This is a genomic window from Novosphingobium sp. fls2-241-R2A-195 (genome assembly GCF_030209485.1).
In the GTDB taxonomy this organism is placed as follows: domain Bacteria; phylum Pseudomonadota; class Alphaproteobacteria; order Sphingomonadales; family Sphingomonadaceae; genus Novosphingobium; species Novosphingobium resinovorum.
This window is the reverse complement of sequence record NZ_JARVRY010000023.1, coordinates 1-20,426: the sequence shown is the minus strand read 5'-3', so window position 1 is coordinate 20,426 and position 20,426 is coordinate 1. Positions and strand designations below refer to the sequence as shown.

The 20,426-nt window shown below is 55.9% G+C and carries 16 protein-coding genes and 2 pseudogenes; 14 read left to right on the top strand and 4 right to left on the bottom strand.

What is annotated here, in order from left to right:
- Positions 1 to 88: 88 nt before the first annotated feature.
- The 9 genes from fcl (at position 89) to QRN25_RS16905 (ending at position 10,879) form a co-directional block, all read left to right on the top strand.
- Positions 89 to 1,039, top strand: coding sequence for a GDP-L-fucose synthase (fcl, locus tag QRN25_RS16945; RefSeq protein ID WP_285020385.1), 951 nt, complete (start codon positions 89 to 91; stop codon positions 1,037 to 1,039).
- A complete protein-coding gene (locus QRN25_RS16940) occupies positions 1,039 to 2,292 on the top strand; it encodes a WcaI family glycosyltransferase (protein ID WP_285020384.1) in 1,254 nt (417 codons plus the stop codon). The genes fcl and QRN25_RS16940 overlap by 1 nt, the downstream gene beginning before the upstream one ends.
- 73 nt (positions 2,293 to 2,365) lie before the next feature.
- Entirely contained in the window at positions 2,366 to 3,697 is a 1,332-nt protein-coding gene (locus tag QRN25_RS16935; RefSeq protein ID WP_285020383.1) for a polysaccharide biosynthesis protein, read from the top strand.
- Between the two features lie 133 nt (positions 3,698 to 3,830).
- Positions 3,831 to 5,168, top strand: coding sequence for an O-antigen polymerase (locus QRN25_RS16930; RefSeq protein WP_285020382.1), 1,338 nt, complete (start codon positions 3,831 to 3,833; stop codon positions 5,166 to 5,168).
- A 234-nt stretch (positions 5,169 to 5,402) separates the two neighbouring features.
- Positions 5,403 to 6,653, top strand: a complete 1,251-nt coding sequence (locus tag QRN25_RS16925) for a polysaccharide pyruvyl transferase family protein (RefSeq protein WP_285020381.1) — start codon at positions 5,403 to 5,405, stop codon at positions 6,651 to 6,653.
- A 39-nt stretch (positions 6,654 to 6,692) separates the two neighbouring features.
- Complete coding sequence (locus tag QRN25_RS16920) at positions 6,693 to 7,790, top strand: glycosyltransferase (RefSeq protein ID WP_285020380.1); 1,098 nt, start codon at positions 6,693 to 6,695, stop codon at positions 7,788 to 7,790.
- A 69-nt stretch (positions 7,791 to 7,859) separates the two neighbouring features.
- On the top strand, positions 7,860 to 8,447 hold the full coding sequence (locus QRN25_RS16915; RefSeq protein ID WP_285020379.1) for an LbetaH domain-containing protein: 588 nt from the start codon (positions 7,860 to 7,862) through the stop codon (positions 8,445 to 8,447).
- The gene (locus tag QRN25_RS16910; RefSeq protein ID WP_285020378.1) at positions 8,444 to 9,406 is read left to right on the top strand and encodes an NAD-dependent epimerase/dehydratase family protein; all 963 of its coding nucleotides are present in this window, start codon (positions 8,444 to 8,446) and stop codon (positions 9,404 to 9,406) included. Before QRN25_RS16915 ends, QRN25_RS16910 begins: the two co-directional genes overlap by 4 nt.
- Positions 9,407 to 9,439: 33 nt before the next feature.
- Positions 9,440 to 10,879: a right-handed parallel beta-helix repeat-containing protein gene (locus QRN25_RS16905; RefSeq protein WP_285020377.1), complete on the top strand. Its 1,440-nt coding sequence runs from the start codon at positions 9,440 to 9,442 to the stop codon at positions 10,877 to 10,879.
- Between the two features lie 71 nt (positions 10,880 to 10,950).
- Here the strand turns inward: QRN25_RS16905 and istB are convergent.
- The 3 genes and pseudogenes from istB to QRN25_RS16890 all read right to left on the bottom strand — a co-directional run.
- Positions 10,951 to 11,601 (bottom strand): annotated as a pseudogene (gene istB / locus QRN25_RS16900) (IS21-like element helper ATPase IstB); the annotation flags it as partial.
- Entirely contained in the window at positions 11,598 to 13,100 is a 1,503-nt protein-coding gene (gene istA / locus QRN25_RS16895; protein ID WP_502910475.1) for an IS21 family transposase, read from the bottom strand. The pseudogene istB and the gene istA, both read right to left, overlap by 4 nt.
- Positions 13,101 to 13,281: 181 nt before the next feature.
- A pseudogene (locus QRN25_RS16890) lies at positions 13,282 to 13,539 on the bottom strand (IS21 family transposase); the annotation flags it as partial.
- 94 nt (positions 13,540 to 13,633) lie between these two features.
- Between QRN25_RS16890 and QRN25_RS16885 the strand changes: the two are divergent.
- From QRN25_RS16885 to QRN25_RS16865, 5 genes are all read left to right on the top strand, one after another.
- A protein-coding gene (locus tag QRN25_RS16885; protein ID WP_285020376.1) for an IS630 family transposase occupies positions 13,634 to 14,574 on the top strand; the annotation gives its coding sequence in 2 pieces (ribosomal slippage) (positions 13,634 to 13,979 and positions 13,979 to 14,574; 942 coding nt in all).
- Positions 14,575 to 14,791: 217 nt separating this feature from the next.
- Positions 14,792 to 15,085, top strand: coding sequence for a hypothetical protein (locus QRN25_RS16880; protein WP_285020375.1), 294 nt, complete (start codon positions 14,792 to 14,794; stop codon positions 15,083 to 15,085).
- A gap of 122 nt (positions 15,086 to 15,207) precedes the next feature.
- Positions 15,208 to 16,638, top strand: coding sequence for an O-antigen ligase family protein (locus QRN25_RS16875; protein ID WP_285020374.1), 1,431 nt, complete (start codon positions 15,208 to 15,210; stop codon positions 16,636 to 16,638).
- A 126-nt stretch (positions 16,639 to 16,764) separates the two neighbouring features.
- Positions 16,765 to 18,984 carry a GumC family protein gene (locus tag QRN25_RS16870; protein ID WP_285020530.1) on the top strand — a complete coding sequence of 740 codons (2,220 nt, stop codon included), beginning with the start codon at positions 16,765 to 16,767 and terminating at the stop codon, positions 18,982 to 18,984.
- A 32-nt stretch (positions 18,985 to 19,016) separates the two neighbouring features.
- Positions 19,017 to 20,156, top strand: coding sequence for a hypothetical protein (locus QRN25_RS16865; protein ID WP_285020373.1), 1,140 nt, complete (start codon positions 19,017 to 19,019; stop codon positions 20,154 to 20,156).
- Between the two features lie 30 nt (positions 20,157 to 20,186).
- On the opposite strand, the gene tnpB is transcribed toward QRN25_RS16865, so the two are convergent.
- Complete coding sequence (tnpB, locus tag QRN25_RS26385; RefSeq protein WP_350224259.1) at positions 20,187 to 20,366, bottom strand: IS66 family insertion sequence element accessory protein TnpB; 180 nt, start codon at positions 20,364 to 20,366, stop codon at positions 20,187 to 20,189.
- Positions 20,367 to 20,426: the final 60 nt, after the last annotated feature.

Here is a 20,426-nt window from a genome sequence, read left to right as displayed (position 1 = left end):
CTTCGCCATATCTCAAGATTGCCTTGGGCAATTGCGCATCTGTAATACACGCGCTAGACATTGCCGCAGCGCAACATGGAAGGCGGATATGAACAGGCCGATCTACGATCTCAGCGGCAAGAAAGTGTACGTCGCCGGTCACAACGGTATGGTCGGTTCGGCGATCACGCGGCGCCTGGCTGCCGAGAATTGCGAAGTGATTTCTCCCGAGGCGCGGATTGATCTTCGCGAACAGTCAACTGTCCGAGACTGGGTGGCTGCTAATCGACCGGATGTTGTCGTCGTCGCTGCGGCAAAGGTCGGCGGAATTCTCGCCAACAACAGCTTTCCAGGCCAGTTTCTTTACGACAACCTTATGATCGAGGCTAATGTAATTGAGGCGTCGCGCAAGGCTGGCGTGGAAAAGCTGCTCTTCCTGGGCTCCTCGTGCATTTATCCGAAATTTGCAGAACAGCCTATCGTCGAGCAGTCGCTGCTCACCGGGCCCCTTGAGCCTACGAACGAATGGTACGCTATCGCCAAGATCGCGGGCATCAAATTGTGCCAAGCCTATCGGCGCCAATACGGGCTGGACTATATTTCCGCGATGCCGACCAATCTGTATGGCCCGGGCGACAACTTCGACCTTCAGTCGAGCCACGTCCTGCCCGCCCTGATCCGAAAGGCACATGAGGCCAAGCTAAATGGCAAGAAAACCCTAGAAATCTGGGGCACGGGAAGCCCGCGCCGCGAATTCCTCCACGTCGATGACCTCGCAGATGCCTGTGTGATGCTGATCAAACTCTACTCCGGCGAGGAACATGTTAACGTCGGCTCCGGAGAAGACGTAACCATTCTAGAACTCACCGAAATGGTCAAGGAGGCGGTCGACTTTGCAGGAGAGATCGTCAAAGATGAAACCAAGCCGGACGGTACTCCGCGCAAATTGATGAGCGCCGACAAATTGCGAGCGCTGGGCTGGTCTCCGTCGATTAGCCTTCCGGTTGGTATTCGATCTACGTACGACTGGTTCTTGACCAATAGGGCGCTGCTTGCCTGATGAAAATTCTGTTTCTGGGCCTCAACTACGCGCCCGAAGAAATCGGCATTGGTCTCTACAGCGGAGACATGACCAAGGCTTGGGCCGAAAGCGGGCATGATGTGTGTGCCGTAGTCGCGACGCCTTATTATCCGGCGTGGAAAGTTTTTGACGGCTATGCTGGAAAAGGCTGGCGGCACACCAAGGAGGCAGGTGTCGAGATAACCCGCTGCCCCATCTACATCCCCTCAAATCCCAGTGGTGCCAAGCGTATTGTGCATCACCTCAGCTTCTTTGTCTCCACCCTTTTCCCGTTGCTCAAGGCCGCGCTCCGAGACAAGCCGGACGTTGTTTTCACTGTGGCGCCTTCGCTGATCGGTGCACCTGTCGCTTGGCTCGCTGCCCGCCTCTGCGGCGCCCAATGCTGGTTGCATGTTCAGGACTTTGAAATGGAGGCAGCTTTCGCGACAGGCCTCGTCGATGAAGGTAGCCTCGCAAGTCGGATCGGGCCATGGGTAGAGCGGACAGTAATCCGGCTCTTTGACTGGACAAGCTCCATTTCGCCGCAAATGTGCGCGAAGTTGGCGGAGAAAGGCGTTCCCAAGGACCGTATCTATCAATTCCGCAATTGGGCTGACATCAACGCGGTTCGCCCATTGAACGGGATTTCGCCGTACCGAGCCGAATGGGGCGTTAAAGCACCTCACGTAGCCTTGTACTCAGGCAACATCGCGAACAAGCAGGGCATCGAAGTCGTCCTCAAAGCCGCCAGACTGTTGCGTCACCGGAAGGATCTGATTTTCGTGATCTGCGGAGAAGGTCCGAATCGAGAGAATTTGGAAGCTGCAGCCACGGATTTGGACAACATCCAGTTCCATGATCTGCAGCCTCGCGAAAGGCTCAACGACCTCTTGGGCATGGCCACTGTCCATCTCATGCCTCAGCTCGCCGGAGCCGCCGACCTGGTACTACCGTCTAAGCTTACGAACATGCTGGCGTCGGGCCGCCCGATCGTGGCTACGGCAGAACCGGGGACAGGCCTTGCCGACGAAGTCGAAGGATGCGGTGTCCTCACTCCTCCGGGTTCAGCAGAAGACTTCGCTGAAGGCATCGAAACCCTGATAGACGCTCCGGCAATGGCTGCAAATTACGGCAAGGCAGCGCGCGCACGAGCAGAAGAAAGATGGGCAAAGGAACCGATCCTTTCGCGTCTTGCTGCCCGCATGGCATTACAGAGCAAGGTTCCGGCGACCGGCGTGGAATCGCGCGCATAATTAGCTACGCATGGTCCACGCCGTCACGAGGCCTCTGAAGCCGCGGACGATCCTCATTTGAATAGGTAGTGGGATGAGTCATCGTCGTATCCTGAATGGAGCTGCTGCCAATATTTACGGGCAGATCGTAACGATCGGGACGCAGCTTCTGGGAGTTCCGATTCTCATTGCCGGATGGGGCCTAGGCGGTTTCGGCCTATGGACACTGGTATCGGCCGTTCCGATTATGCTCATCTCGCTGGATTTCGGGTATAGCGCTGCAGCGGCCGGAATGATGAGCCGAGCAATTGCTCGTGAGGACGAGTTTGATGCACTGGTTAGCCTGCAAAGCGCGGCCCTCGTCATCTTCGGCATTGTGGCTGCTCTGCTTGGCATGGCGGTCAGTACGCAATTCTTGCCTGGAGGAGGCCAATTTCACGCCTTTGCAGGTTTGGCAGCCGAAGACGTGGCAACTGCCGTCCATATGCTGCCATTCATGTTGGCCTATATCGCGATCTCGCTTGTGTCTGGGCTCGTCAACGCCGTCTATCGCGTAAACGGTCACTACGTGACCGGCGTCATGATATTCGAGACTGGGCGTCTCATCGAGCAGATGCTTATAATGGCATGCGCATTCTCGGGTGGATCGCTAGTCATGGCATCGATCTTAATGGTCGGCTCGCGGCTCACCTTCACTATGCTTTCAACATTGCGCATGCTGCACGTCACCCCTTGGGTCAGACTTTCACTTTCGCACGCGAGTCGGGAGAGGTTGAGGCAATTGTTCCGCCCAGCGATGGGAGCCATGTTCATCCCGCTGTGCATTCTTGCAGGTGTACAGGGTGTCACTTTTGCTGTCGGCCTCTTTCTTTCTCCTGCGATAGCTGGCGGCTTTGCTACGATTCGCGTACTTTATAGAATGGTAGTTCAGATCGTGGGCACTCTAACCCGCGCAACTGTGCCAGATTTTGCCATCGTCTATGCAAAAGGCGACATCGAAACCCAACGGAAAATTGCGCGCTTCACTGTCGCAGCCCTGTTCCTCGGTGCGGCGACCGGAACCGGAGGAGTATTGCTTTTGGGTCCGACCTTCATCCATTCTTGGACTCATGGTCATGTTCAGATTCCTTATCTGATCTACATCATCTTGGCTTCTCATGCATTCTTCGGCTGCCTCTGGAACGGTCTCTCTAATCTTCTTGCCGGATTGAACCTGCACCCGCGTTACGTCCCGCAATTGATCTTGTGGAACCTGCTTGGCATCGGATCGATATTCTTCCTCATCGATAGCGGCGGGCTAACCGTGGCCGCACTGTCGTTGGCTTTCATAGACATATGTTCCTTCGCTTCGGTATGGCGAATATGGCGTACCGTGGCCACGTCTCCGCCACACTCGCCAGCAAAGCTGAGCCCTGTCAGCCCGTGAAAGGCCAGATGAACGGATGTGGCCCTCTCGCGTTGCGCCGCCCCCCCGGATTGTCTAAAGATGCGCCACCGTCGAGCGGCAGTGCGCCGTACGTCGGATCTCGCGCATGTCGGGTCGAACGATAGGTTTTCAGATGTCCAGCACGATCGTCTTCTCCGGCCTGATCATTGCCGTCGTATGCTTTCTAGCTACCGCCGCATTTGGCGAGGTTCGTAGCGCACGTGGAATCTTCATCACTTTCCTGCTGGCGGGCTCGATCCTGCCGTTCTCGCTCGATTACCTTACTGGGATTCAGAATCCCACGCTGGTCTATCCGCTTGTCAGCCCGGACGGTATTAAGGCGGCGTTCCTTTGCGTGCTGGCCCTTTCCATCGTCGTATATGTCTCTTTGTTCGTCGAAAAGCGAGGCATCGCCGCTGCCAAAGTCAAGGTATATGGAGCAAACCCTAGCGTAGCTGGCATCTTCTCGGCGTTGTCGATCTTTTTCTCAGTCACTTACATTGGTGCGATGGCTATCCGCCTAGGCGGTCTGACTGAAATGGTTGTACGTTTGTATCAACGCGTTTCCCTCAATGACTCCGTCGCAAATACCCTGACTGCACTGTATTTCGCCAGCGCCGCCTTTGCGATCTTTGCGTTCACTTTCTCGCGCGACTGCGGCAGTGGGAAAATTCGACGCTTCGCGATTGCTGCAGTTGCGATCTGCGTCGCGCAAACCTTATTGCTGGGCGGCCGGTCTCTCGTTGTGCTGCTTGGCATCGGACTTTTCTACGTTGCGCTCGTCAATATGAAGCTCAAGCGGTTCGTCATTGCGGGGATAATCGCAATGAGCATGATCGCGACCGTCTCCTACGTCATGACGAACTTGCGATTTGAGGCGCAGAATGCCCGCGTGTTGACTGAGCGTGCAGACGAATCCTTTATCAGCCGTGCAACAACCGGCCTGACTTTCATGGATCACTTCGCCGCGTCGATCCATTATGTCCAACTGCGCGGGCACGATTACGGCCAACTTTACGTCAATGCCCTTTTGTTGCCGATCCCTAGAGATCTATGGCCCGGAAAACCGCTGCAAATCAGCGTCCGCTTTCGAGACTTTCTATTCGGCGATACTTTGGGGGGCGCCCCTCCTGGCCTTCTCGGCGAAGGCTATATCGCCTTCGGCACGATCGGAGTGATCCTTGCGTCCATCGTGATGGGCTGGATGATAGGCCGTATCGACGTCACTACGGTAATCGCCTCCCGGTCGCGTTGCAGAATGCGCGAAGCCGCTGCCGGCATTCTGGCTCCTCAAGTCGCTTACGCGATCGTACGCGGTGGCTTCGACATTGGCGTTTTGAGAGTGGGCATCCCGGCTTTTTGGTGCTTGGTCTGCTGGCAACTGGCCGCTTATCTCATCAAGCGCCAGCCGCGTATCACGTTCTCAGATGGTTCGAGCATTTTGCAGCATGTGCGCAGCATTGTGAGTTAGCTGTTTGTAGTCAACCCGCTTTAATGCCCATTCTGGTAGGTATTCAAGCATGGGCTTGCTCGGCTAACCCGCTTTGAACAAACTTCCACATACAATCACCTTGTCTTTCGCAAGCGCAGCATGATAGACGCTGCTCTTGCGGCCACGCACAATTGACTTCGTTCGACATCGGCCAACGAAGAGTTGGCAACTGAAGATCGCTTGTTGTACTCGCGCTAACACGCAAAGGTTTGCATGACTGGCAAGACTCCCCAGAACATCGTTATTTTCAATGTCTTCGGCCATCTTAACATGGGCGACGCAATGCTGGTCGAATCACTTGTGGACATCATCCGCGAGCGATATCCGCAAGCCCAGCTAAGTGGGCTTGCATTCGACGTGGAATCGCAACGCCTCTGGATGCCGGATATTGCCTGGACTGAACGTGTCGCGACAAAAGTTGGCGGACGTGGACTGCCAGCAAAGGCACGACAAGCATTCACCTTGTTCGTTGCGTTGGCCATAGCCTCAAACAAGAATCTATTTTTTCTGCGATACCTGCTCCCCAGCCGCCAGCGAGAAGGGCTGGAAGCGCTAGCTCGTGCAGACATTGCGTTCTCTTGCCCAGGTGGCTACCTGGAAGATTCAAATCGCGCATACCTTCTTAACATGCTGCAAGTCATGCTAGCTGCGCGCTTGTCCAAAAAGGTGATCTTCGCGCCGCAGAGCGTCGGCCCTGTGCGCAGCAGCTTTGGCCGCCGCGTCATTGCGTCCGTGCTGAAACATATCGACAAGGTTTTTGTTCGGGAACAGAGCTCCATGGCTTTTGTTACCGAGCTGCATGGATCGAAACCGCGCAACGTCGAGGAATCCGGCGATCTCGCGTTCTGGTACCATCGAGCGCCCGAAGGTATCGACGAAGAATGGATCAAAATCGGCGTGGATCCGTCCAAGCCAATCTTGGGCATGACGATCCTTTACTGGAATTTCCCGCACGCCTCGGACCCGGAATCCGCAGAACAGGCATATCTTAGCTCCCTTAGCAGTTTGGCCGATAAAGCTATTTCCGATGGATATCAGGTCGTAATATTCAATCAGGTCGCGTCAGACCTTCCTACCATTGGCAAGTTCGAAGCGATCAACGACCGGGCAATCATCGACCGTGGAGAACGTAGCTGCGGCAAGCTGGCCGCGATGATCGCTCAATGCGAAATCTTCATCGGATCGCGCTTCCACTCCTGCATCTTCGGATTGATCGGCGGTGTGCCTACTGGCGCGATCGCTTACCTACCGAAAACTAGCGGTATCATGAAAGACCTCGGCCTTTCCCGATATGTAACCGCGATCGACGACCTCACGCCGGAGAGGGTTTTTAGCCTTTACGACACTTTGCGGAAGAATCCACAGGGCATTGCGAAACAAATAAGAACAGCCGTGGCCCATTACCGCGAAGAGAACAACGCGTTCGTGGCCTATCTCGCAAACGACGGTACGCCGGCATCCTGAGATGTCGGCGACCATCGAAAATTTGCCATAGGGGGCCAGATGAAGATCGTTCACTACACTGCATCATTGAACAGGTCTGCCGGTGGAGTACCTTACGCAGCCGCAGGCCTGGCGCTTGCGCAGCAAAAGCTCGGAGCAGATGTGGAGGTCCACGGCGGCGTCGATGGCTTTGACGACGACGACCGACTTATCTGGCGCGATGTGCGCTTGATTACGACAGCCATGCCCAATGGCTCCTATGGACTGTCCCGCAAAGCGATAAGGAAGGTATTTGCAGCCCGCCCCGACATAGTTCACATCCATGGGATATGGTGCGCGACATCAATTGTAGGTCGTTTAGTAGCAGCGCGCGGCATCCCTACAATTGTTGCCCCACATGGGATGCTGGATCCGTGGATTCTGCAGCGAAGTAAGGCCAAAAAAGCAGTCCACTCGCTGCTGTTTGAAAAACCGCTCCTGAAGCGCGGTGGAGTCCATGCCCTCAATAAGGCGGAGGCGGATGCTGTTCGAGCATTCATGCCTGGTCAGGAGCTGACGATATTCACCTTGCCCAACGGCGTCGAACTGCCACAACTGGATGCGAATCGCAAACGAGATGGCGTCCTCTTCCTCGGCCGAATGCATGAGAAGAAGCAAGTCGCCGAACTGATCCATAGTTGGGTGGCCGAACCGTCGCTAAACGATACCATGCTCAGAATTGCAGGCGGTGGAACGCCGGCTTATTGCCAGAAGATCGAAGAACTCGCGAAAGCCGCGCGGAACGTCGAGTATCTCGGCGCAGTTTATGGCGCTGCAAAGGATGATCTCCTAGCCCGCTCTGCCTGGTTTATCCTACCGTCACAAAGCGAAGGCCTTCCCATGGCTGTGCTCGAAGCGATTGGAGCGGGCTGTGTTCCAATCATCACGCCCGAATGCAATCTTGGAACCTTGGTGGATCAGGGATGTGCATTCCACATGCGCATGGATTTTTCCGACTTTCCTGTAATTGCAAAGATGCTGGCCACGATGGCGCCTGATGAAACAGAGTATTTTTCACGCCAGGCCAAGAAAGTAGCCAGCAGTTTCGCTTGGCCAAGCATCGCTGCTCAAATGCTGAGAAGCTACGAACAGTTAGCATCATCACAACATAATGGATGAAGCTAGACCGAACGTTGGTCAAGAAAAGTGGGCAGAAGGCCTCATTGAAATGAAAGGAAGTCTGCAATCATGAGCAGTCCGATACTGCCCGGCAGCAAATTCGGCACGGACGGACGCACCCGCAGCTTTGCTTGGTCCCATCTGATGTTCAGGGCGGTGTGGAACGTGACGTGGTTGCTACTCGCCGCATGGACGCCGCCGCCGATGCACCCTTGGCGACGATTGCTTCTAAATCTCTTCGGCGCCAGTATTTCAAAAGGTGCCCGGGTCTATGGATCGGCGCGGATTTGGTATCCACCGAATCTGGAGATGGGCAAGGGAGCGGTGCTTGGATGGCACGTACATTGTTACACTATGGATAAAATCATCCTGGAAGACTTCGCCGAAGTTGCACAGTTCAATCATCTGGTGACCGGCACCCACGATACCGAAAGTGACAAGTTCCAGTTGTACACCAAGCCGATCCGTATATGCAGCCATGCGTGGATCGCATCCGGATGCTTCATCGGGCCAGGTGTAGTTGTTAACGAAGGGGCCGTGCTTGGGGCTCGCGGTGTCACTTTCAAAGATTTAGAGCCTTGGACAATTTACGGCGGGAACCCTGCCCGGCCCATTCGTCCGCGACGCAACTTCACGCTGGGATCTGTAAACTCATGAGCAAAATCTTCCTGACGGGCGCATCGGGGTTTATCGGTGCAGAAATCATACGCATCGCTCTTGCTGACGGTCACCAAGTGGCAAATTTCGACATCGCCGAGCCGCACTATCCCGGGCAGCTGCAATTCTGGCAGCATGGCGATGTGCGAGACGCAGCTGCTGTCAAAGCAGCTATCAGTCAATTTGCTCCGGATTATGTCATCCACTTAGCCAGCGACACAGACGTTTCAATCACCGAGCTTGATCAATTCAAGACGACCATTGACGGTACGAGAAATGTTACAAACGCCGTAGCTGAACTCCCGATGCTTGCACGTTTCGTGCACATCTCAACCCAGTTCACCGTCCGGCCAGGCATTACGCCACGTGACGAGCAACATCTTGAACCCTATACAATTTATGGCGAAGCAAAGGCAGAAACTGAACGGATCGTTCGCGGAGCGGCACTTCCGGTGCCGTGGATAATCATCAGACCGACGATCATTTGGGGGCCTCACCATCCCTCTTTCGCCGATAACATTTTCCGACATATTCGTACCCGAGCCTATCTCCACCCTACGGGATCGGGGAAGATCATCCGAGCATTTGGTTACGTCGAGAACACGGCCGACCAAATCTATCGGCTTGCTCTCGACACACAAGGAAAAGTCACAAAATCGGTATATTATGTCGGTGACGAGGCGCTCGATTATGACCTCTGGGCCGATGCATTTTCTATCGGCCTTTCCGGCAAAAAGGCTCGGCGTATTCCAGTCGCTTTCCTCACGCTGATGGGTAAAGTGGGAGACATCTTTCACAAAATCGGGCTTCCGGCCCCCATTGATTCGGGGAGAGCGTTCAGGATGTCTACATCAAGCGCGATTGATCTTTCGCCCACCTTGGACGTCACCGGCGCCCCCCCGGTATCATTCGATGACGGCGTCAAGGCGACCTTGTCATGGCTTGCCGATAAGAGGTAGGACACGACGGGGCAGCAAGGAGCGAAGTCTACAATGCCCGACCTACTCGACTCCCAGTGTCTTCTCACTCGACGCAGTCTTATCGCTGCCGCCCTACTCACAACCCAGGTTCGCCCAGTTTGGGCCGCTGCAGGACCTATACTAAGTGTTACGGACTTTGGCGCAAAGGGACTGGGTGACGGACACGATGACACACAAGCGATACAGTCGGCAATAGATAGCGTCGCGGCTCGCGGCGGCGGAACCGTTCGTTTCGATGCGCCTCGGCGATATTATGCGCTTGGTGATAGTCTGATTATGCGGCCAGGCGTGTCACTTGTAGGAGACGGCAGCTACCCCACCCTCAGATCTACTCGCAGTGACCGTCAATTGCTCTTTCCGGGAAACTTTCATCCTGCATTCCTCGAAAAACTACGATATGATTTCCTAGCGCCATACTCTTCTGGGACGAAAGTCGTTCGTTTGGCCAATCGTAGTGATGCAATGCGCTACTGCGTTGGTGACCAAGTCGTTGTTGCAGATCGCCGATTGGGACGCACCGGCACATTCGGTCTCGCAAAGCATAGCTGGCTCAACGTAGTAACTGCTATAAGGGGGGATACGATTTCGTTGAGCCAACCAATAGACGTGTCCGTCCCAGCGCAGATGACCAGATTGGCAGATGGTGAGGGCCGACGAGGCATCCCTCTGTTTTTCTACTCCGACGCCGAAATCTCGGGCTTAAGCTTTGAGACACTCTACCATTTCACAATGGACAGTGCGGCACTTAACGTTCGTTTCCTAAATAATAAGGTGCGTTCGAAATCGGGCTTATACGGCAATGCCTTCCAGAACGTCGAGTGGGCGAGAAATAACTTCGAGTTCACCCACATGCTTGGGGAGACCTCGCAGAATAGTTTCGGATGCATCATTAGGGACAACACGTTCCGATACGTCGGAGGGCATCGAAATAAATACGATAAGACACAGTATTTTGGGATGTATTTCCAAGAGTATGCGAGAAATATGCGAGCACTTCGAAACCGCTTTATTCTAGATGACTTCAATTCCCAGAATTTTTGCGTTTCAATCGCCCTAGCACAGAACGTAATCGTCGATGGCCTGGCGGTTACGGGCAACGCGGTCCCTGAATTAATCTACATGGGGGCGCCTTCCGACCCTGACTTTCCAGTGACTGGAAATTTTGTCAAGAATTGCATCTTCGATACCGGTCAAAGCGACCGCTTTGTTATGATTAACGGCCATGATTCCCAAGTTATGCGTGACAACGGGATCATCGGCTGCAAATTCCTAGGGACTACTACCGCCAAGGACGCAATTCGAATATTCCGGCTGGCAGGTAATTTCCAATTCAAAGGCAATCGCTGGAATGGGAGTGGCGCCTGTATGACCATGGGAAAATCCAGAACCATTGACGCATTGGACAACACTTCTGAAAATTTTGCCAAGGCCGTTTGCCAAGCTATAAATTGAACGCTGGCAGGCCGCCTGAAAATGCAGCCCAGTGGCCACACCCGATTTTACACCACATTGACGGACGCGACCTCACCAAATGGCTGATTTGCGGTGATCAGCGTCGATCTGCGTTCGTAGCGTGCGCTGATCAGCTCGAACAGGACCGAGGTTTCGGCCTGATCTTTGGTGACGTAGGCGAGGTCATCCAGGATCAGCAGGTGGTATTTGTCGAGCTTGGCCAAGGCGGCCTCGAGCCCAAGTTCCCGCCGGGCGACCTGGAGTTTTTGCACGAGGTCGGACGTGCGGGTGAACAGTACGCGCCACCCATTTTCGATCAGGGCGAGACCAATTGCCGCAGCCAGGTGCGTTTTGCCCCCGCCCGGCGGCCCGAACAGGATCAGGTTTGCGCCCTTTTCGAGCCAGGCGTCGCCCGAACACATCGCAGTGACCTGTGCGCGGGAGATCATGGGCACGGCATCGAAGGCGAAGCTGTCGAGCGTCTTGCCTGGGGGCAAGCGGGCTTCGCTGAGATGCCGCTCGATACGGCGGCGATCGCGTTCTGCCACCTCGTGTTCGGCCAGGGCTGCAATCAGGCGGGCACCCGGCCAGCCCTCCTTGTCGGCGCGAGCGGCGAAGTCTGCCCAGACCAGCTTGATTGCGGGCAAGCGCAGCTCGTTGAGAACGAGGCTGACGCGCTGGGCGTCGACGGCGGCATGGGTGGGGGTTACGCATTTGCTCATGCCGCTTCTCCCTCCAACAGCACATCGTAATCGGTAAGCGGGGTCAGTTCGACGACCACCTCGGGCAAGGCCGCAGGGTCGGGTGCGAAGCGCAACCGCAATGCCGCCATGTCGGGCAAGCGACCGCCAGCAAGGCCCTCGGTCAGCAGTTCGGCCAGTTCCGCCTCACAGGCGCGCTCGTGCGCCATGCTGAGCAGCTCGACCGCCTGTCGGCAGGCAGCACGCTCGCCCACCGCTTCAAGCAACCGCTCGAAGGTTTGCCGGTAAGCATCGCGCGGGAACAGCTGGTTGCGGTAAACCAGCTTCAGCAATGCCATGGGTTTGCGCCGCAGGCTGTGGATGACATGCCGATAATCGACGACATGGGCATGCGTGGCATGATCGGCCGACCGACCGCGCGGCAGTGTCATCAGCCGGGTGCCGCCAATGAACAGGTCAAGCCGATCGTCATAAAGCCGGACCCGTAACCGGTGCCCGATCAGCCGCGAAGGCACTGTGTAGAACACTTTTCTGAGCGTGAAGCTGCTGGTCGACGTAACGGTGACGATCACTTCCTCATAATCGCCGGTGCGCGCCTGCGGCAGGGGCTGCAACACCGCGCGCTCGCTGTCGATGCGGGCACCGTTGCGGCGGTTCTTGCGTGCAACGATCTCGTCGATGAAGTGGCGATAGGCGGCCAGATCATCGAAGTCGCATGTCCCGCGCAAAAGTAGCGCGTCCCGCACAGCAGCTTTGAGATGGCCGTGCGAACTCTCGATCGAACCATTCTCGTGCGCAACGCCGCGATTGTTGCGTGTCGGCACCATGCCATAATGCTCGCACAATGCGTCATAGCGCGTGGTCAAGTCCGTGCGCGCGTCGGCATCCAGGTTGCGGAACGCGGCCGACAGACTGTCGCTGCGATGCTCGGTCGGTGCGCCACCCACAGCCCACAGGGCATTTTGCAGCCCTTCGGCCAGCGCGACATAGCTCTCGCCCCCCAGGATGACATGGGCATGTTCAAAGCCCGACCAGATCAGGCGGAAGTGATAAAGCCGGTGGTCGAGCAGCACTCCCGCGACCTTAACGGCCAGATCGCCCATATCGGTGAAGTCCGACAGGCCAAGCCGACCGGGCTCATGGACCTGCCGGAAGATGACCTCCTGATTAGGGCCATGCACCGCGCGCCACGATCGGACCCGGCGCTCCAGCGTCCGCCTGATCCCCGGGTCGATATCGGGATACCGCCGGCGGATCTCCTCAAAGATCGCGACCGCACGCACCCCCGGCGCCGCCTCCAGCAAAGGCACGATCTCGGCATCAAATATATCCGCCAGTGGGTCGGGTCGTCGTCGTTCGCGTGGTTTTCTGCGTTGCGAGGGCAGGCTTGGATCTGCGTTGATCCGGTACGCACTCGCCATGCTGATCCCGGCCTCGGCGGCGGCTACCGGCACCGAATTGGTCTGCTTGAGCTTCATATAAAGCCTCATCTGATGATCGTTGATATGGCAGCCCGGCACCCGCATCCCTTCCAAACGAAGCGATGCGCGTCTTACCGGGCCGACCACGACCCTCAGAACCCCATGGGAAAGAGGCCTCGACGCTTGCTGGAACGGCTACGGGCTACGCCCTACGCCGTTCCAGCAAGCGTCGATTCTCACCTTGATTGTCGCTGCGTTCTCATCCTGATCGTCGCGCGGCAGGCTTGCCGCCCAGCACGGCGTAATCCTCGCTCCAGTCGAACTGGAACGCTTCACCAGGCTGGAAGACCAAGGGCACGAATGTCCCACGCCCGCTGGTCTGATGCTCATACTGCAGTTCGGTTCGCCATCGTCGGGCAAAAGCCGCAACCCGGTTGTAAGAGCCATCATATCCCAGCTTTACCAGATCGGCGTGCAACTGCTTGGCGGTCCGCTTCTGTTTGCGGGATTTCTTGGATTCCACCCGCAGCCAAGCGGTTGGAGCGGTTTTCGACCGTTCTGAATCGGTCTGGGATTCCCTTCGGGCGCGATTTCTGATTCAGAATCCATGCTGGTGAAGGAGGCCGACATGGATGGCTCTTTCGATGGATTTGCGCACTCGGCTGTTGGCAGCGGTGGACAGTGGATCGAGTTGCCGTGCTGCGGCGGCCCGGTTCGGTGTTGCACCATCAACGGCGGTCCGTTGGCGGGCACAGCAGCGCGAGACGGGTGACATAGCCCCAAAGCCGCGCGGCGGGGATATGCGCTCGCGGCGGGTGGAAGAGCGGGCAGCGGACATTCTGGCCATTTGGGAGGAGCGCAGGGACATCACCCTCGAAGAACTACGTCTGGCGCTTGCGGACAAGGGAATGGCCGTTTCCGTGGCCGGGCTACATCGCTTTTTTGTTCGCCGTGGCCTGACGCGCAAAAAAAGACAGGCCATGCGATAGAGCAAGATCGACCAGACGTCCAGAAACAGCGTCAGGACTGGTTCGAGGGTCAACTCGATCTCGAACCGGAGCGCCTGGTCTTCATCGACGAAACCTGGACCTCGACCAATATGACCCGCAGCCACGGACGTTGCCCGAAAGGCGAGCGACTGCGGATGGGCTTCCCGCACGGCCACCGCAAAACCACCACTCTCGTCGCTGGCCTGCGCATGACTGGCATGGTCGCGCCCATGGTGCTCGATGGACCGATTAACGGTGACTGGTTCGAAGCCTACGTCGCTCAGGTCCTCGTCCCGGAACTGCGGCCCGGCGACGTCGTCATCATGGACAACCTGTCGAGCCACAAGCGCGCATCGGTGCAGGTGCTCATCGAGGCTGCAGGCGCAACCCTGCGCTTTCTCCCGCCCTACAGCCCAGACTTCAACCCGATCGAGAAAGCGTTCTCCCGCCTGAAGGCCATGCTCCGTAAAGCGGGCGAGCGAACGGTCAGCGGCCTGTGGAGCTTGATCGGCAAACTCGTCGATATCTTCCAGCCTCAGGAATGCGCCAACTACTTCAGATCGTGCGGCTATGAACCAGAATGATCGAAAACTGCTCTAGTAAGTTTCGGAAAGGAGCGCAAAAACACCGGCAATTCATTGTTTCGCGTCCCATATGCCGCTCGTGGGAGGCGCGCGCGATGCACGAAACCATCGGGCTGACAATGCGTGCAAGCAGTGAATCAACTTGGCAAATCGTTGTGCGCTGCGATAAGAGACCTCATACTTGCAAGGGACATACGGACGGAGCCAGAAGGCAAAGATGAATGAGTACGCATTCCTCGCGCTCCCCGCTGTTCGTGCTGCCTTTCTGCCGGCCGTTCCGCGGGCTCGTGCGAGGCCGTCTTACTCGGTTGCTATTAAGCTTGCTTCGTTCGGTGAGCGCAAGCCCGCCGCTGCGAAGAAGTCGCCGCATATGGACTCTGATGCGACTATCGCAGTCATTGCGGCATTAGCCGCTGCCGTTGATGACATTCATGCGGTGATCGGCGATGCCATAAGTTCAGCGGTGCCTGCAGATCAACACTTTAATCTCGCGGTACGGTTAGTGGAGTAGCGTTCTGCTATTTGGGGTCTTCTGAAGTCAGGCTCTTTCAAATCTGATCGTGCGCGCGTCTGAATTTCTTGCAGGTTGCAAGAGGCAGGCGGTTTAAATTATCGAGTTTTTGAGGCTAGCCATTGCAAAGCTTGAAACCACAATATTTCCAGATTGACGTTTTTTTTTCGTCCATGGTCCTTTGTGCCGTCGCTATACTTGTCGGCGGTGGAGGAGTTGGTGCGGCAATTCCTAATCTCGTCGTGCAACTAGCGTCGTTGGCTTGGTTTGCATTATTTCCCGGCGGCATACGCCAGTTGACGGTTCTGCGTAAATACACTGGCCTATTAATTCTCATATCCGTCACGTTTCTGGTGGTAATTTGCCAACTTGTGCCGCTTCCAGCCGAAATATGGCATTCCCTTCCAGGAAGAAATGTCGCTCAGAGTGCATTAAAATTGGTCGGGATGGATGGACAGGCAATGCCATTTTCTCTTGACCGTAATCGGACCTTTATCGCCTTACTGTCGCTGCTTCCGCCATTAGCCTTGCTGACAATTGTATTGAAGATGCGGTGGCGTGACATTGAGCGATTGATGATGGCGCTTGTTGGACTTGGTCTGCTGAACTTCATCATAGGGGGTGTGCAATTGGTTTCCGCTCAACGCCTTCTGAGCTTCTATCCGGGTGCGGTGGCGAGTCATTTGTATGGGTCTTTTGCTAATCACAATTCTGCTGGTTTATTCTTTGTTCTAGTGATCTGCATGTATTTGGGCTTTGCCAATCACCCATCAATCTCGTCGCGCCGTGTAATCGCTAGTGTCGCCGTCTTAATACTGTTTGGGAGCGCGGTAATTTTAACTCAATCCCGTTCGGCGACGGCATTGTTAATATTGCCCATAGTCGGAGTGTTGTTCGACGTCGTCTTAAGGGGGCGGGGGGGGCGCGGGCGTGGCGAAGTTGGCGATTATACTGCAAGAAGCCTTGTCATGGCTGCCATCGTATTAGTTGGTTGCATCGCATTTGCCTCGCAAAATGGTAAGGTCGCACAGACGGTACAGCGTTTCTATCTGCAGGACGAAATACGGCCCCGAGTATGGGGTGATACAGTCCATGCAATTGAACGCTTTTGGCCGATGGGCAGCGGAACGGGTACATTTGCCGACGTGTTCCAGCTTGATGAATCACTGGAAAACGTCCTGCCCAAGACCGCTGGAAGAGCACATAACGATTATCTCGAGATTGCTTTGGAAACAGGGGGTGCTGGCATCGCGATCATGGCCGGCTGGGCCGGGTGGTGCCTAGTCACATTGCTTCGGGCCTCGCGAGGAGCAGCCGCACGGCAGGGCTTCGCTGCTGGGCTCGGTCTTTGCTGCATTGCACTGCAGTCCATCGTCGATTACCCGTTGCGGAACCAAGCAATGTTGTGCCTATTCGCAATTCTGCTAGGTCTGCTCGCGCGCGCCGGTGCGGCGAGGGTTGATCAAGTGAGCGGTTCCGTTTGCGTTAAGAGCGGCAGTTCTCTGCCAATCAAGCGACGAAAGCCGGATAGCCGCCTCGCCCCGCCAAGGTGAGGGCGAAAGATGTTGAAAGGGATCAAGTTGCGTCAAAATGCTCGAGGGGCGGCTGCCCGGGTGAAGGCACCCGAGCGCAGCTATAATGTGCAGGCAACACGCATGAGCGGGAGCTAAGTGCAGGATATGACAAATTTCTCGGGTGCGCGGGATATGCTAGCGCCAGGGCAGGTCGCCGTATTCGAGCCTGGAGTCGGAACGCAAGACGAGGCTAGCACCGGCTTCAACCTTCGTCGAATATGGCAAATCGTAAACCGCAATCGCCTATTTATCGGGCTGATCATCGTTGGGATGCTCTGCGTCGGGTTTCTTGCTACCATTCTCATGGTCCCACAGTATGTGGGCACCGCTCGGGTGCTCGTTGAGCAGGAAACAGAGAAGATCATCGAGCAACAAGGTTCGTCGTCCAGCTCGTCTTATTTCGATGCGGATCGCTTTCTGCAGACGCAGGTTGGCATCATCCAAAGCCGTTCCCTTGCGCTGCGGGTCGTGGATTCTGGCAAGTTTGCCGCCAAAAGCGAATTTTACGCTGCGATGGGCGGCAAGATGCCTCAAGCCGAAGATGTCGAGGGTGTGAAAGATATTCAGGCGGCTCTGGCTGAGATGCGGCGTAATACTGCAACCGAGCTGTTGCAGAAGCATCTTAGTGTCGATCTGCCAGCAGAGAGCCGTCTCGTTGCCATCAATGTAAAAAGTTCCGATGCTGCACTTTCGGCGCGGCTTGCGAACATGTTTGCTAACGCTTTTATAGAGAGTAACCTCAACAGGCAAGTTGATAGCTCTGCATATGCTCGGCAATTTCTGCAGCAACAGCTGGCGGATGCGAGAGTACATCTTGAGAATTCTGAGCGAGGTTTGAATCAGTATTCTCGGGCTGCAGGACTCATTCGACTGACGGGCCAAGGCCAAAATGCCGATCAGGAAACGACGCTTTCGATAACCAACGACACCCTCGTACAGGTTAATAGTGCGGCGAGCCAGGCTACTGCAGATAAGATCGCAGCCAAGGATCGTTGGGATGCCGTGTCGGATGTGCCGGTATTGTCTATGTCGCAGGTGCTTCAGAATCCAGCCATTCAAGCGCTTATTGAACAACGAGGAAAACTCGAAGGCCAACTGGCCGACGAACGTGCCCGCCACCTTGATGACTTCCCAGGCGTGGTGGCGTTGAAGGCGCAACTCACAGAGACCAACAGGCAGATCGATGTCGTAGGCCGTTCCATCAAGAATTCAATGCGACTCGATTACGAGGCGGCGCGCCAAAAGGAGGAAACTCTCCTCGGACGCGTTCAGGAACTTCGCGATGCGGCCATGACAGAGCAGGATCGAGGTGTCCAATACAGTGTATTGAAGCGCGTCAGGGATACTAACCGTGCTTTGTATGATACGCTTCTCTCTCGTTATAATGAGTTGAATGCGACCTCTGGTTCTGCGTTCAACAACGTGTCGCTGGTCGATCAGGCTGAAATGCCAAAGCAGCCTTCTTCTCCCAATCTGGCTCTAAATCTTGTTCTCTCTCTTCTCGTAGGCGTTGGTCTGGCAGGCATCTTCATCACCCTCAGAGAGTTGTTAGATGACTCCATCCGGGTGCCGGACGACGTTGAGACCAAGCTCTCGCTGCCATTGTTGGGATTGATCCCCATGCCGGCCGACGCAGATGTCGATGAGGCCCTGACCGACCTCAAGTCGGGGGTCAGCGAAGCCTACAATTCTCTATCTGCAAACTTGCGGCTGCTTTCGGCCGAAGGAGCGCCCCGCACGATTGCCTTTACCAGTTCGCAATCCGGTGAAGGTAAGTCCACGACGGCGCGCGCCGTCAGTCAAAGGCTGTCTCAAAACGGGCGTCGGGTTCTGCTGGTCGATGCTGATCTCAGAAGGCCGACACTTCATGCGCGCATGTCGAGTAAAAACAAGCTCGGCTTGTCTGCCGTCATATCGGGCGACTTAAAGCTTGAAGACGCAATCGAGACCTCGCCGTTCGATAATCTGTATTATCTTAGTGCCTTGCCGCAGCCAGCGGACCCGTCAATGTTATTGGGCAGCACACGCTTTGATGCAGTGTTCGGGCAGATGAAGAATATGTTCGATATTATAATCGTCGACTGTCCGCCGGTGCTTGGACTTTCGGATACGCCGTTGTTGGCAAGTCGCACTGAAGCGGTAGTCTTCATTGTGGAAGCGGGGCAAAACCATCGGGGTGGTATCAAGGCGGCGTTACGCCGACTTGCAATGGCGAAAGCTCACTTGGTTGGCGCTGTTCTCACGAAATTTGATCCGAAGGATTCGGGATCAGCATATAAATACTATGGCTATAGCTATTACAATTACGAACAGCGTCACGACTAAATTACGGAGCAGCAAAATTGAGAGCGTCATGGTTGCCGCGCATCGCTTGGTGGATGCTTTTACTGATGTTTGCAGTGGCAGCCATTATTGTTCAACTTGATAGGCAGGCGAAGCGTTCTCCTGCATATACGCATTATGTCCCGGCATGGTTTCCTGGGAACGCTCAAGCCAACCGGGTGGTTCGCGGATTAAATACCGGTCATCCGGAAGAGGCGATGCGTGCTGCACGGTTGCTTTTAACGGCTCGGCCGGTTCCCTCCGAGAACATGTCTTTTGTTGCTATGGCAGCGGCGCAGATGGATGACTCTGCGCTCGCTAGCTCTGCCATATTAGAGGCAGCCGGACGAGGTTGGCGCGATGTAATCGCGCAGTCATCGATGCTGGATGCCGCGTTAAAGGCAGGGGAGCCGCAAATCGCGGCACAACGGCTCGACGCGCTGCTAAGGCTCGAGCAGTCAGGCGAGGTCGTCGATCATGGACTGCGCCGGATTGCCGAGACTGAGGCAGGTCGCGAGGCGTTGTTGGAAAGGCTCAAAGAAGGAGCTCCCTGGATTGATACGCTGTTGCGGCGAGGTTCGGTGATCATCGCTCCGGAAGCCTTTTCGACGCTGCTCGAAAACGGGGATCGCAAAAACATCGAATTTCCATGCGATGCACTGGCCCGTACTGCGATTTCGTTACTCCGCGTTGGGCAAGCCGCCGCCGCCGAGGCCGTCTGGCGACCACGGTGTGAAGCATCCACAGGCAATTCCGCCGATGACGTGAGCCTTTCAATTGATGAAGCGCCGACGGGATCCCCGTTTGCCTGGACATTTCCTGATCAAACCGGACTGTTTCGGGAGCAACAGGCAGGCTCCTCTGAGCAGCCGCTTCTCCATTGGAGCAATAGCGACGTCCTTTGGCGAGCGTTATCGATACGCTACACCGTGCTACCTCCTGGCAGGCACACAATGCGAGTTCTCAGCGCTTCTGGGGGCATGGATTGGTTGGTCGAGGGCAAAGTTCGCTTGGAAGCGATATGTTTCTATAAGACCGCGGAAAAGCCAAAAACGGAGACGCTCCCAGTGGTTGATCGGAACCATTTCGTGGTCCCACCCGATTGTGCTGTTCAGTTATTGTCTCTGGAAGTCGGACGGGGCGATGGTACCGTCGGACGGGTCGAGATTCAATGATACCCTGTGACCTGCTCCCCGAAAGGTCCCTCATTCTGATGTAGAGTCTGCCCACGAGGAAGGAGCAGACGCATGAGGAAGAGCCGCGCGCTCGAACGGATTGAGGCCCATCGACTGCTCGACCAAGATCGCAAGGCGGTTGATCCCACAGCGAAAGTCGATCGGATCCCGGTGAAGATAGACGCGCAGATCTTCAGCGAACCGGAACATTGCAGTGCCCCAGCGCATCGATCATCACCACCAGCAACTGCGCGTCACACCCCTCCAGCG